This window comes from Kribbella sp. NBC_00382 (assembly GCF_036067295.1).
GTDB lineage: Bacteria > Actinomycetota > Actinomycetes > Propionibacteriales > Kribbellaceae > Kribbella.
Genome location: NZ_CP107954.1, coordinates 5700692 through 5714179, shown reverse-complemented (window position 1 = coordinate 5714179; position 13488 = coordinate 5700692). Strand labels below are relative to the sequence as shown.

At 67.4% G+C, this 13488-nt stretch carries 12 protein-coding genes and 1 pseudogene; 7 read left to right on the top strand and 6 right to left on the bottom strand.

Annotation, left to right across the window (positions count from 1 at the left end):
• Nucleotides 1-147 precede the first annotated feature (147 nt).
• Complete coding sequence (locus tag OHA70_RS27280) at nucleotides 148-696, top strand: RNA polymerase sigma factor (RefSeq protein WP_328322504.1); 549 nt, start codon at nucleotides 148-150, stop codon at nucleotides 694-696.
• Nucleotides 693-1172: a hypothetical protein gene (locus OHA70_RS27275; protein ID WP_328322502.1), complete on the top strand. Its 480-nt coding sequence runs from the start codon at nucleotides 693-695 to the stop codon at nucleotides 1170-1172. The genes OHA70_RS27280 and OHA70_RS27275 overlap by 4 nt, the downstream gene beginning before the upstream one ends.
• A 5-nt stretch (nucleotides 1173-1177) precedes the next feature.
• Here the strand turns inward: OHA70_RS27275 and OHA70_RS27270 are convergent, their stop codons facing one another.
• Nucleotides 1178-3835 (bottom strand): CHAT domain-containing protein, encoded by a 2658-nt coding sequence (locus OHA70_RS27270; RefSeq protein ID WP_328322500.1) that lies wholly within the window; start codon nucleotides 3833-3835, stop codon nucleotides 1178-1180.
• A 55-nt stretch (nucleotides 3836-3890) separates the two neighbouring features.
• Here OHA70_RS27270 and OHA70_RS27265 point away from each other — a divergent pair, with 55 nt between their 5' ends.
• The gene (locus OHA70_RS27265) at nucleotides 3891-5279 is read left to right on the top strand and encodes a S8/S53 family peptidase (RefSeq protein WP_328322498.1); all 1389 of its coding nucleotides are present in this window, start codon (nucleotides 3891-3893) and stop codon (nucleotides 5277-5279) included.
• A gap of 93 nt (nucleotides 5280-5372) precedes the next feature.
• On the opposite strand, the gene OHA70_RS27260 is transcribed toward OHA70_RS27265, so the two are convergent.
• Nucleotides 5373-6260, bottom strand: a complete 888-nt coding sequence (locus OHA70_RS27260; protein ID WP_328322496.1) for an RNA polymerase subunit sigma-70 — start codon at nucleotides 6258-6260, stop codon at nucleotides 5373-5375.
• 58 nt (nucleotides 6261-6318) lie between these two features.
• Between OHA70_RS27260 and OHA70_RS27255 the strand changes: the two genes are divergently transcribed.
• A complete protein-coding gene (locus tag OHA70_RS27255; protein ID WP_328322494.1) occupies nucleotides 6319-6681 on the top strand; it encodes a nuclear transport factor 2 family protein in 363 nt (120 codons plus the stop codon).
• Between the two features lie 109 nt (nucleotides 6682-6790).
• Complete coding sequence (locus tag OHA70_RS27250; protein WP_328322492.1) at nucleotides 6791-7222, top strand: VOC family protein; 432 nt, start codon at nucleotides 6791-6793, stop codon at nucleotides 7220-7222.
• 116 nt (nucleotides 7223-7338) lie between these two features.
• Here the strand turns inward: OHA70_RS27250 and OHA70_RS27245 are convergent, their stop codons facing one another.
• From OHA70_RS27245 to OHA70_RS27235, 3 genes are all read right to left on the bottom strand, one after another.
• Complete coding sequence (locus OHA70_RS27245) at nucleotides 7339-8835, bottom strand: PepSY-associated TM helix domain-containing protein (protein ID WP_328322490.1); 1497 nt, start codon at nucleotides 8833-8835, stop codon at nucleotides 7339-7341.
• A 51-nt stretch (nucleotides 8836-8886) separates the two neighbouring features.
• On the bottom strand, nucleotides 8887-9564 hold the full coding sequence (locus OHA70_RS27240; protein WP_328322488.1) for a hypothetical protein: 678 nt from the start codon (nucleotides 9562-9564) through the stop codon (nucleotides 8887-8889).
• Nucleotides 9565-9641: 77 nt separating this feature from the next.
• A complete protein-coding gene (locus OHA70_RS27235; protein ID WP_328335224.1) occupies nucleotides 9642-10199 on the bottom strand; it encodes a DinB family protein in 558 nt (185 codons plus the stop codon).
• A gap of 498 nt (nucleotides 10200-10697) precedes the next feature.
• Between OHA70_RS27235 and OHA70_RS27225 the strand changes: the two are divergent.
• Nucleotides 10698-10874 (top strand): annotated as a pseudogene (locus OHA70_RS27225) (hypothetical protein); the annotation flags it as partial.
• Here OHA70_RS27225 and OHA70_RS27220 read toward each other — a convergent pair.
• Complete coding sequence (locus OHA70_RS27220; RefSeq protein ID WP_328322486.1) at nucleotides 10871-12058, bottom strand: MFS transporter; 1188 nt, start codon at nucleotides 12056-12058, stop codon at nucleotides 10871-10873. The pseudogene OHA70_RS27225 and the gene OHA70_RS27220 overlap by 4 nt on opposite strands.
• Nucleotides 12059-12578: 520 nt before the next feature.
• Here OHA70_RS27220 and OHA70_RS27215 point away from each other — a divergent pair.
• The gene (locus OHA70_RS27215; RefSeq protein ID WP_328322484.1) at nucleotides 12579-13475 is read left to right on the top strand and encodes an ArsR/SmtB family transcription factor; all 897 of its coding nucleotides are present in this window, start codon (nucleotides 12579-12581) and stop codon (nucleotides 13473-13475) included.
• Nucleotides 13476-13488: the final 13 nt, after the last annotated feature.

Here is a 13488-nt window from a genome sequence, read left to right as displayed (position 1 = left end):
TCCCGGATATTTTCGGCAGGTTTGGTATCTGTGGGTCGCCGGTCGCCTCCTGTGAGGCAACAGAGGAAGACCGTGGACGGAGCCCGTCCCAACCGCGACAATGACTGAGCGGTTGGCGGGGCCGCCGACAGAACCGGAGTCTTAGCAATGGATCTGCTGCGAGATGTCAGCACTGCCGAGCTCGTCAAGCGAGCGCAGGCGACTGACCAAGCGGCCTGGAACGCCCTGACGGCGCGGTACACCAACCTTTTGTGGTCGGTGGCCCGCAGTATGCGACTCGGCAACGACGATGCCGCCGACGCCGTCCAGACGACCTGGCTCCGGTTGGTCGAACGGCTGGACACCGTGCGCGATCCGGAACACCTGGGCAGCTGGCTGGCGACGACCGTACGCCGGGAGTGCCTCGCGATCCTCCGACGCCGGGTGCCGACGCCGACCGAGACCGACTGGGACAGCCTGCCGGACGACGACGCCGCTCCACTCGACGCCGGGTTGCTGAAGACCGAGCAGGACTCCGCTCTGTGGCGAGCGTTCCGTGCACTGAAGCCGCGTTGCCAGGCTCTGCTGCGCGTCTTGATGGCGGATCCACCTCCGCCGTACGCCGAAGTCGCGGTCGCCCTCGACATGCCGGTCGGAAGTATCGGCCCGTCCCGCCAGCGTTGTATCGCTGACCTTCGCCGATTGGCCTTGCCATGAACACATTCGATGACGACGAACTGATGGCCCAGCTCAGCCGGCTGGCCGGTGAGCTGGACGCCGTACCGGAGCACGTCACAGCCGCTGCCCGGGCAGCGCTCAGCACTCGCGACCTGGACAGCGAGCTGGCCGAACTGGTTGCCGACTCCGCGGCCACCGAGCCGGAGCTGGAGTTCGAGCTGGTACGGCAAGGTGCGGTCGATGCCGACGAGGATCGCCTGCTCTCCTTCGACAGCGGCGACCTTCAGGTCGAGCTCGAGGTCGTGCGGGATGGCGACGACCTCACGTTGATCGGCCAGGTGATCGGTACCGCACCAGTGGACTGCCTACTCGAGTACGGCGACAGTCACCGGGTCGCGCTGCCCACCGACGAGCTCGGACGCTTCATGGTCGACGGCCTGTCCGGTGGGCCGATCAGGGTGCGCTGCCGGTCGGCAACGGGTGCTTCGGTCAGTACCGCCTGGGTGATGCTTTGACGGGATCAGCACCCGAGCGCGACGAAGGACAACGCGGTGGCGAGCATGACCGGATCGTCGGCGATGCTCGCCCGGACCGCGTGCAACGCAGTACCGAAGGATGCTCCGCCCCGCAGGTGTTCGTGGAAGTCGACCATCAGGCCGGCGGTGGCGGCGTCGTTCACCGGTACGACGCTGGCGAGCAGGCTGGCCGTACCGAGCGGGACCAGTGCGGAGACGACGCCGAGGAGCTCGTCGGCGCCGACGGCGGCTGCGACGCCGGACTCGCAGCTGGACAGGATGAGTCTTTGTGGGGCCCGGCGCAGGCGGCCAAGATCGTAGATGGTCAGTGGGCCGTCGTGCAGGGTGAAGTTGGAGAAGAGCGGGTTGTCGGTGCGGAAGATGCCGTGGGCGGCGATGTGCGCGGTCCAGGCACCGTCGAGCGCGGTCAGCGCGGCCTCGGCGGTCGCGCTCTCGTCGAGCAGCGTGACCGCATCCGGGTAGCCCTTGTTGATCAGTTCGAGTTCGCTGCCGCTGCCGTCCAGACCAGGACCGACGACCAGCGCCACGCGGCGACGCGACGGGGCCTGCGTGCGGCCGGCCTTCAGCCACAACGCCGCGGAGGGCGCCACTGTCAGCGGAACCGCCCCCAACGCCGGCAACATCGCCCAGGGCGCGGACTGCAGTCGAGCGGGGGGAACGACGATGACGGGAGCGCCGCCCAGGTCGGCTCCCCCTGGGTCCGCTCTGTGCAGGTCGGCGGCGGCTGGGCCGAGGAGCACTTGCTGAAGGCGCTGGCCCGCTGCTTCAAGGGCTTCCAGCGCCCGGGCCGGCGGTCGGCCCCGAGCCAGCCGGCGCAGCATGAACCTGGCCAACTCGATCTCCCGCACAGCCCCGGCCACCGGCCCGACCCGATGCATCCGGACCCGCCGACCGATCACGGTGATCGCGAACAGTTCACCATCAACCTCAGTCAGCTCAACCAGCCGGTACTCCCCCAGGCCACCCAGCAACTCCTCGAGATCACCCGCCTCCCCCGCTTCTGCTGGGGTAGTAGGCGGATGAGCGGCGAGGCGGCGGGTTCTGGAGCGGATGGCGGATTCGAGGCGGGTGCGGTCGGTGAGGAGGCGGTCGGTGGCGGGGCCTGGCTCGGACTCGTTGAGTCGGGAGGTGACGTTGCGGAGGGCGGCGAGCTCCTCGGCGAGTTCACGATCATCGGGTCCGTGCACCGGTGGTACGGCCAATGCACCTGCCCGCCACAGTTCGCTCCAACGCAACAACATGCGGGCGTCGCCTCGTCGTACGGCGTGACGCTGGGCGAGGGCCGCGAGCTCGGTCCCGTACGCCGCCGCATGCGCGCGCAACTCAGGCGCAGCCAGCGAACGTTGATGATCCCCAGCAGCCTGCAACCCCCGTCGACAAGCGATCAGCGTCGCAGCGGTGGCGCCCCGACCTTCCGCCCGCAACGCCTGCGCGAGCCAACCCGCAGCATGACCGTACGCAGGCCCGCGGTGACGGAAGCGAGCAGCGGTCGCAAGGTGCCGATCCGCCTCATCCTGACGACCTACCTCTGCGGCCAGCCGACCCGCGAACAGATGCGCGGAGGCCGCCTCAGTGGAGTGCAGCTCATCAAGCCGATCCGCCAGCCGGCCGGCCTGAGTGCTCAGGCGAGCACCACGCTGCCCAGCGGCGTACCGCGACTGGAGCACGACAAAGGATGCCCGAGCCTGCCAGCTCTGCCGGCCCTGTCGCCGGAAGAGTTCGGCAGCTCCCGCAGCGCGTTCCCCGGCCAGAGCCGGCTGTCCTGCAGCTTGCGCAGCCTGGGCCGCGGCGAAGAGCAGGTCAGCCCTTGCGGTTCCCATGCCCGTCTCGTTGGCCAGCGCCTCCTCCGCACACGAGAGGGCTTCGGACGCCAGCCCCGCAGCGAGCAGTACCGCCGATCGGTCGATGGCGAAGCTCGGCCAGGACGTCTGCAGCGCCGCATAGCGAGCCGCCGCCTCGTCGAGAAATCCGAGCGCCTCTGGCAGATCACCACTCTGATAGGCCAGATCAGCCCGGTTGTGGATCGCCATCGCCGACTCCAGGTCCTGCCCCTCGGCGGTCAGCAACTGCTCGGCGACCACCAGGTCGTGGTCCGCACGGGTCGCTTGCCCGAGAGCGGCGTACACGAGGAAGCGGTGGGTGCGCGAGCGCGCCTCCCAGATGCGGTCGCCCCCTGCGCGCAGTACCTTGACTGCCCGGCGAAGGTCGGCGAGCGCTTCGTCGTACCGGCCGAGCACCCGCAACAGATATCCCCTGCGCATGAGGACGCGTCCACCGTGAATCCCATTGCTGAGCGCAACGGCCTTGTCCAGGGCCGCGAGTCCTTCGGCCGCGCGCCCGGCCAGCCCCAAGGTGAGCCCGAGGGTCGCCTCGACATCGGCGGTCCGCTCCGGATCGCCGGACCTGCCGGCCAACCGAACGGCCCGGCGAAGCTCCGCGATGGCCTCGACCGCCTGCCCCGAGTCGCGCAGCACGATGCCCTTCGCCTGGTGGGCGATCGACGCGCTCCGCGGATCCAGCGACTGGCTGAGCAGCTTGCTCGCCGCAGCCATCGCCTCGGCAGGCCGGGCCACCGCGAGTCGAAGCAGGTCGTCAGGAGCATGCTGACGGCCTGTACGGGGGTCGCCACTGGCAACTGACACGGGTTGAGTCTAGGTTGCAGCGCACTGAAACTGCATGACGAATTCTGGAGGGGTAATGCAGCAAGACAATTCGGGCGAAAAGTCGGCGGCCGCCGAGGCGAAGGATGTACCCGATACGCCGTGGGCCGAGCAGCGACGAACCATTCAAGAAAGCTACGGCCGTGGACGGGGCAAGGCGCCCTGGCGGGTCGCGATCGGAACCGGTGCCGGGGATACCGAGTTCCTCTATGAGGAAGGCGTTCTGCTCGTCCGGCAGGAGTACTTCTACGAGGTGCGCGCCATCCTCGTGGAGCTCGGACTGTTCCCCTCCGAAGGCGAACAGGGCCGGACGGACGCGGACGCCAGTCAAGCTCAGGCCGAGCGTCAACTGGTCGAGCCTGTGCTCGCGGGCCTTCGGCTCGTCCGGTTGTCGCCGGAACGGGACATCGACACGATCGAGGTACTGGAGTACGTCACCGTCGGCGGCCGGCGGGACATCAACGGACGGTCGGTGTCGATCAACGGCGCCGGCCGGGACAGCGCCGCGCTGAACCATGTTGTCCCACTGTGTGGCAACGGTGCCGGATGTCCCGCGACCGAGCCCGAACCGGTACCGGCCGTCAGCTCGCCGTACCCCGGTTACACCCCGGATCGCGGAGCCGGCGACGGGGTGAAGGTCGTCGTGGTCGACACCGGGTTCGACGCGGCCGCTCCGCTGCGCAGCCCGTGGCTCGAGGGCGTGACCGGTGACGCCGACTACGCGCAGGTCGGCGACACCCTGGAAAAGTACGCAGGTCATGGGACCTTCATCGCCGGACTCATCCGCTGCGTCGCACCGCGGGCCGAGGTCGTGGTCCGGGGCGTGCTGAACTTCGGCGGCTCGGCACTGGAGTCGGACCTGGTCATGGCGCTCGACTCCGTCCTCAACCAGGACTACCCCGACATCATCAGCATGTCGGCCGGTACCCACGCCTACGACGCGACCGGGCTGCTCAGCTTCCGGGTCTTCAACGAACTGCGGCTGAGCCACCACAAGGGCGTCGCCCTGGTTGTTGCGGCAGGCAACGATTCGAGCCGGAAGCCGTTCTGGCCGGCCGCGTCGCCGTTCAGCGTCTCGGTCGGCGCGCTCTCCACCAGCTGGCAGGGACGGGCGCCGTTCAGCAACTTCGGCGGCTGGGTGGACGTCTATGCGCCGGGCCAGGATCTCGTCAACGCCTTCCCGGTCGGCAGCTACCAGTACCACGAACCGCCGAACGTGGTCCCGAACCAGCCGCCTCGGGTGGAGCGGTTCTACGGCATGGCCAGATGGAGTGGTACTTCGTTCAGTACGCCGATCGTTGCGGGGCTGATCGCCGCCCGGATGACCCAGACCGGCGAGAACGGCACCGAGGCGGCGGCCGCGCTCATCAAGGAGGCGCAGCAGAACGCCCAACCCGGGGTCGGGGCGGTATTGCTGCCTGAGTAGTCCTTCAGCTCATCGGCAGGGTGGCGAACTCGATTTCGTTGGCGCTTGGTACGAGTTCGAGTTCGTCACCCAAGGCCCACTCCGCCACTCGGGTCATGCGAGGTCGGGCCAAGAGCGGTCGATGAAGCGGGTGATGGTGCTGATGCGATCGCCGCTGACCGTGAGTACGAGATAGCCCGTGTACCGGCGGCCTGACTTGTTGACGAAGAGGAGGGTGAAGGCGGGGTGCATGTTCTCGCCGATGGGTTCCAGCAATGGGGTCCAGCCGGTGCGGGCGGCGGCGCTGGCTTGGAGGAAGGCGGCTATCGCTGGCGGGCCGACGTACTCGTGTGGTGCCGGTGGCATCGCCAGCCAGGCGTCGTCGGTGAGCAGAGTGGTGATGGTCTCGATGTCATCGGCCATGAAGGCCTCGGCGAAGCGCTTGGCGACGTCCCGTTCGGTCTCGGCGTCTCGCGGCGGGGGCGGGCTGTGCAGTGACGCGCGAGCCCGTTGGAGTGCGCCTTTGATTGCTGTCGGTGTGGTGTCCAGCAGGTCGGCGACTTCGGCGGTCGTGAAGTCGAGAACATCCACCAGGATCAGGGCGGCGGCCTGGCGCGGGGGCATCCGTTGGAGTGCGGTGATGAAGGCCAGCTCGATGTGCTCGCGCTTGACGAGCAGGTCTTCCAGATGGTCATCGGGGTAAGGCTGGAGCCAGGTGACATCACCGCGGCGGGTCGGCTCCGGCGGCTCGAACGGCGGCAGAGGCTCGGGCAGCGGGCGGCGCTTGCTGTCGCGGATCGCGTTGAGGCAGCGGTTGGTGGCGATCTTGTACAGCCAGGTGCGCGGTGACGAGCGTTCTTCGAAGTCGGGCAGCCCTCGCCAGGCGGCCAGCAAGATCTCTTGGAGTACGTCGTCGGCGTCGGTGGTCGACCCGAGCATCCGGTAGCAGTGCAGGTGCAGCTCACGGTGGTACCGCGAAGTCAGCTCCTCGAAGCTCTGCATCCCCACATCGTGCCAGCCCGACCGTTCCGATCGGTCCGGCCGTGGTGTCTACCTTTGTATGACAACACCACTGGAGACCGTCCTCGCCTATTTCGAGGCCTGGACCGGCCATGACTTCGACCGGGCGATGACCTACCTCGCCGACGACCTCGTCTGTCACGCACCGGCCGGACGGCTGGAGGGCGCCGAGGCGTTCCGCGCCTTCATGGAGCCGTTCTCGCGGATCCTGGTCAAGGCGGAGCTGCTGGGTTCGTACGGCGACGACACGACCGCGATGCTGATGTACGGCACCAGCACCCACCCGGTCGCCGACGCCCCCGGCGCCGAACTCCACACCGTCCGGGACGGCAAGATCACCGAACTCCGCATCATCTTCGACCGCCTCCCCTTCGAACAGGCCCGCGCGGCGGCGAACACCTAGAAGCCGTTCACTGATAGTCCTCATCAAAGTGATCACTTGGTGAGCACTTTGCCAGGCATGCTGGTGTCAACGAGGTGAACAACCACCTCGAGACCCCAGGGAGAGCCCGATGTTCCGAGGATTCGCCACCATCAGCTTCTATGCCGACGACCTCGCCGCCGCGCGCGACTGGTACGCCGAACTACTCGGCCAGGAGGCGTACTTCCAGTTCCCGCCCGCTCCCGCCCCGCCCGCGTACTTCGAGTTCCGCATCGGCGACGACGAGGACGAACTCGGCTTCATCGACCGCAAGTACGCCCCTCCCGGCGCCTCCAACACCCCCGGCGGCGCCGTCATGCACTGGCACGTGGACGACCTGCCCGCCACCCTCGAAAAGCTCCTCGCCATGGGCGCCAAGGAATACACCCCCATCACCACCCACGGCGACAGCACCTTCACCACCGCCTCGGTGATAGACCCCTTCGGCAACGTCCTGGGCATCATGCACAACCCCCACTACGTGGAAATCCTCGAGGCCCGCCAGTCCAGCACCCGCCCCTGACCCCGCCGACAAGAAGTTCCCAAAGAGCCCGGCCGGACGCCTACGTCACCCTGTTGATGAACACCCCGACCTGAGCAGCAACGGCGCCGTCGCTGGCGCCGTTGCTGCTCAGCGTTTCAGTCGGTGGTGTTGAACCAGGCGCGCAGTCTCGGGGTTCGCCGGATCACCAACTGGTCGAGCAGCAGGGCGAGTAGCAGCGTGATCCCGAACATCGGCAGGAACAACGCCAGCGCGACCACGAGGATTGCGAGCACCGGCGTCGCCTTCAAGGGCAGCCGGCCCCGCGGCGCACCGACAGCCCCGGCCGCTTTCGGGCGACGGCGCCACCACATCAGCGGGCCGGAGACGCACATGAAGATCACCCCAAGGCAGAACGCCGTGGTGAGAACCATGTTCGCGGTGCCCAGTCGCCGGCCCTCGTGCAGCGCGATCCCTTGGGCGACCGTCTTGGCCAGCAAGGGGTAGTCCTGGTAGCCGTACGTCGAGACCACCTGCCCACCGAACTGGTCGACGTGCAGCGTCCGCTCCTTGGCCGGGTTCCGGAAGGCGTATCCGATCACGGAGTACACGCCCTCCTCGCCCGCGGGCAGCGCGATCGTCAGCGGCCGCGCCAGACCGTTCTGGACGCCAACGACCACCGCGGTGTCGATGGTGGCCACCGAACGACGGTCCTGGTTCGGATCCGATTTCGGTACCTTCGACTCCCCCAGCGCCCAGGGCACCGCGTGACTGTGCGGTAGCGACTCGTCCAGGGTCGACGTCGGATTCGACAGCGCGCCAGGATCCTCGCCCCACATGGAGCTGCCCTGGCTGGTGGCGATCTGCTGCACCTTCGCGCCCCAGACTCCTGTCCACGGCAGGCCCGACACGATCAGGAACAGCAGGCCGATTCCCAGCACCGACCCGGTCAGCGCGTGCCGCGACCGGAGTACGGCGCCCGCGGCTTCGGCCGTCCGTCGCCGCGCCCGAGCGACCCTCCCACGGACGAACAGGTAGTACCCGGTGATCGCCATCACCAGCGCCCAGCAGGCACCGATCTCGATGACCGCGTCACCCCAGCGACCGGCCATCAACTCGCCGTGCAGCAGGATCGCACCACCCGACAGCGTCGAGTCCGGATCCAGCGACCCCAGTACCTGACCCTGGTACGGATCAACGAACACGTCCTCGGTGGCGCCGTCCGCGGTCTCCACCGAGAAGACGGTCGACCGATCGGGGCCGGACGGCTCGGTCATCGACAGCACGGTCGCATCCGGAAACGCCTTCTTCACCTCAGCCAGCTGAGTGTCGTACTGCTGCGCCCGCAATCCGGCCGGCTGCTGCACCTTCATCAGATCGGCATGCAGAGCCGGCTCGATCTGGAACCGGAACAGGTAGATCAAACCGGTCACCGCCAGCACCAGCACCACCGGGATGACCAGAAAACTCGCATAGAAATGCCATCGCCAGAAGGCCCGGAACAGCCCGGCTCCCCTGGCGCCGGCAGTTCGCCTCTCCGGCGCGCTACCGACCTTTGTTGCCACATCACCACTACGTTGCATCTGCTTCTCCAGGAATCCACGATCCGGCGGTCCGGCCGGATCCGATCGCACTACGGCCCGCCGGGCAGGCATGGCCGTACCCGCCGCGGCCACAGGGGGCTCAGCGACGGGTGGGTCGAGCTGTCAAACGACAGCGACCCCGGCGGGCGGACCCCGGGAAACGATGGCGTGGACCAGACGCAGCTGTCGCATGGTCCGGACCTGGAACACCTGACCCGGTTGGATTCGAGGCAGCCCGAGCGGCGCGGACACCCGGTTCACCAGCGTCAACGACGCCCGGACCCGCTGCGCGGCGCACCGGATGGCACCGAACACCGCCCGTTCGCCGTACGCCAGCCAAAGACCACTCAGCAGCGCCACCACAAGATGGGCAGCAAACATCCCGAGCATGCCCCCGAGCATCATCCCGCCGCCATGCGCCATCCCCTGGGCGTGGGCCACTCCCTGGGCCTGCGCCATTGCGTCGCCGTGCGTCATCCCGTGGACGTGCAGGGCCGGACTCGTTGCCGCCATCGCCGGCTGCGGATCCACGGGACCTGCCGAGCCGACCAGCTCGGCGATGGTGAAGCCGACGTGCAGGACAGCTTGCACGGCGACCGCGATCGCGGTCACCGAGACGACATCCCGTTCGTACGCAGCCAGCCACCAGCCACAGGTCCAGACACCGACGAACGCACCGGCAACCGCCCACCAAGGCAGCGATGCACCGGACATCAGCACGTGACCAAGCGCAGTGAGCAGCACGCAGACAACGGCGAACAACGCCGCCCGCACCACCCGAGACCACCCCTGTTCAACCATGCTGCGGACATCGTGACATCCCGCGAGCCCCACCCGCCTGTGGCAAGACCCACAGCCAGATCAGGAACTCTCCCGCGCTACTTCCCCTCGATGGCGTCCAGATCGCGCACCGCGTAGCGGTGGTGTTCCCACTCCTCTTCCACAATGGTGTGCAAACACGACAACGTGCTCTCGGGATATTCAGGCGCATGCGGATTCGCCCGGACCGTCGCCAGCTCCTCAGCGGTGACACCGTCGATGAACGCCCGCACCATCCCCACCCGCTCGGCGCGGACCCGCAGCACCTCGTCGTACGACGGCTGACCCGTCGCGAAGACCGACATGTCGTTCCCATCGGTCTCGTACTCCGCATTCGGCTGCCCGATCGGATGAAACGGCCGCTCGACCCCCAGAATCGCCCGCCGCAACCAAACATCAGTCGCCATCACCAAATGCCGCAACGTCTGCGCGAACGACCACTCCCCATCAACCGAGACGTCAACCGTCCCCGCCGGCATCCCCGCAGCCCGCTCAAGCGTTCCCTCCCACACCCGCTCCAGCGCCGCCCAAGCCGCCCGCAACCCCTCAGGATCCCCCGCCCGCCGCAACGCCCGCCCGGGAAACCGCCGATTCAACTCACCCTCCACAAACGGCACCACATCAACCCCATTGACCAGCAGCCTGTCGCCCCCCTCAAGCAACCAAGGCGCATCAATATCAGCCCCACCAACCTGCACCGCCCGCATCACCACCCCCGACAAATCAGCCCGAACAAACCGAGCGCCCCGAAGATCCGTATCAACAAACTCGTTCCTCGGGGAGTCATCCGACCGTACGAAGTCGTCCATGGCGGGCAGTCTGACATCGGGCACGGACCATTTCGGGTGAAACCCCAGTGAGACTCACTGGTGCGCCGGAGGGCCGATCGGCGGGAAGCTGGAGGTCCGGGTCGAAGGAGGCTTCATCGGTGGGTACTACTCAGTTCAGCGTGGATGAGCTCTCGGCGTCGTACTGGCGGGTGGTGTTCGAGAACGGACCGGTGAACCTGATCGATCCGGACTCCGTGGAGGAGCTCGCGCACCTGGTCACCCGGATCGAGGAGGCGCCGGACCTGACCGTGGTCCGCCTCTCGCACGGATGGGGTAGCGGTCACCGGCTTCAACGACTTCCCCTTCGCCAGCATGCTCGACACTCCTCTGACGACTGCGCGGATTCCTTTGCGCGACATCGCTGCCTGCCTCTTCACTCGCGCCCTGTCAGAGATCAACGGCGGTGCCGACCAGCCCGGCCGCCTTGTCACCGCGCCTTTGATCGTGCGGTCGAGCGCCTAGCTCAGCGCTCTTCTGGCCAGGAGCAAGGTGACGGTGGTGCCGATGAGGCCGGCTAGGCAGATGGTGAGGTTCGGACGAAGTACCGTGCCGATCGCGCCGGCCAGGGCGATGCTTACGCCTTGGATCGCCATCAGGCCGCTTGTCTGTACGGTGAAAAGGCGGCCCCGGTACTCCGTACCGGTGGCGTTGAGGATGAGCGGATCGATCCCCTGGTTGAACGCGTAGCCGCTGCCCGAGATCGCCAGGAGGACGGCGGCGATCGGGACGGACGGCTCGGCGATGAAGGCGATCGCTGGAGTCTGGCTGAGCAGGATGAGCGGGATCACTAGTCGCCGGCGGGTGTCTGGCGTGAGGCGGGCTGCGGCGAGCTCGCCGAGGATGCCTCCGACGGAGTACCCGGCGAAGAGCGCTCCCGCGGCCGTCGTCGCCGCCCCTGTCTGCGCCGTGTAGGCGACGGCAAGCCCATCAGGCATCGACGAAAACGCCGGCACCACCCACGACAGCAGGATCAACCGACGCAACGGGATGTTGCCCCACAGGTACCTCAACCCAGTCAGCGAGTCCTGCACGGTGTTCCCGGTACGCCCAACCGCCGGCGTGTACGGCGTACCGAACCCGATCAGCGCCGCCGATGCCACGAACGTCACCACATCAAGCGCCAGCAACCAAGTCGGCCCCACCGCCGCAACCGCCACCGCCCCCACCGCGAACCCGGCCAGCACCGTCACCTGAGCAATTGCCCTAAGCAACGACCGCCCCACCGGAAACAACTCCGCATCCAGCAACTGCGCCAAACTCCCCGCCCGAGCCCCCGCAAACACCGGCGCCACAACCCCCGTCAGCAACAAAAGCCCCAGGAGAGCGCCCACCGGCAGCCCCGGAACCAACATCCCCGCGATGCAAGCAGCACTCACCAGATCACAGCAAACCAACACCCGCCGCGCCGGAAACCGATCAGACACCGAAGAGAGCGCGATCCCACCGAGCGCATACGGCAGGAACGAGCAGACCAGAACGAGCGCCGACAACAGCGGCGACCCCGTCCGCTCGAACACCAGGATGGAAAGCGCGACTTGCGCGGCCACCGTACCGGCCATGGACACGGCATGGGCAACGAAGACGCTGGTCAGCCCGGGCACACGCAGCACAGCGCGATACCCAACGCCCGAAGAAGTTGTACTCACGCGCCGAGCGTGAAGCCGGACAGCACGGGGAAAGTATTCCATCGGCTGTGACCGAAAGTAAGCCATCTGGATCACTCAGCTCCACCCAACCCAAAGCCCCTTGGCCGCTCCCAACCTGCGCCAGCCTGTCCCGTAGCCGACCTCTGTCTCCCTGCGTGTCTCCCCCGGGAGCCTGCCCAATACCCCACCGGACACCTACCTGAGCTAGATCGCCTGCGTAACCACCACATCGTCACCCCGCACTTCTGGCGGCCCCCCGCCTCCAGCAACCACAGGCCAACTGGGGACTCTGTCTGTTGCTCTTGCCAGTTGCTCTTGCCAGTTGCTCTTGCCAGTTGCTCTTGCCAGTTGCTCTTGCCAGTTGCTCTTGCCAGTTGCTCTTGCCAGTTGCTCTTGTCTGTAGCTCTTGGCGGGGTATGTTTTCGGGTGTGACCGAAAGATGACGGTGTTGCGGTTCAGTCAGGCTGACACGTTGCGGTGTCGGTTTGGGACTTCGCCGTTGTGGGAGACGATGTCGGCGGTGCGGGTGCTGAATCTGCATCGGTATCGGCCGTTGTACTCGCCTTGGGTGGAGGGTAAGGCGGAGTTGGCGGCTGGCCTTGAATTGGGGTTGTTGCGGGCGGTCCAGCCTCGGTTCGGGTTTACGCCTGACTTTTTGACGCCGCCACCGCGGGCTTCGCGGGCCAAGTTCTCGACGGAGATCGCGCGGGTTCGGAGTACGCCGCTGGAGCGGGTGCGGCAGGAGCTGATCTGGTCGCGGGACGGGCAGAACAACCCCGGTGCTCCGGAGATCGAGAAAATGCTCTCTGATCTCTCGGGAACGCGAGAGCGGATGGCGGATCAGATCGAGAGCGCGTGGGAGACGCTGATCCGGCCGGACTGGGCGATGATCAGCCGCGTGCTCGACGACGACATCGCGCACCGCGGCGCGCAACTGACCTCGGGCGGGCTGGCGAAGCTCTTCGACGATCTCCATCCGACGCTCACCTGGCAGGACGGCCAACTGGTTGCCTCCCGCTACAACTCCCCCGATCACGAGTTGACCGGCGAGGGTCTCCTGCTCATCCCCGGCGCCTTCGCCTGGCCATTCCTTGTCGTCGTCACCGCAGACGGTTATCAGCCAACTCTCGTGTACCCGGCCCGCGGCTCCGCTCGCCTCTGGTCCGACGCGCCGGCCCCACCCGATCCGCTCGCAACCTTGCTCGGCCGCACCCGCGCCACCCTGCTGGTCGCACTCGATCCGCCGGCGACGACCACCGCGTTAGCGGCGCAGTACGGGCTCGCCCTGGCGACAGTTGCCGAGCACCTGTCCGCCCTCCACGCAGCCGGGCTGGCGACTCGGCGGCGTACGGGGCATCAGGTGCACTATCGGCGTACCGAGGTCGGGCAAGCCGTGGTCGATGCGTCCATCGGGTGAGTGAGAATGCTTG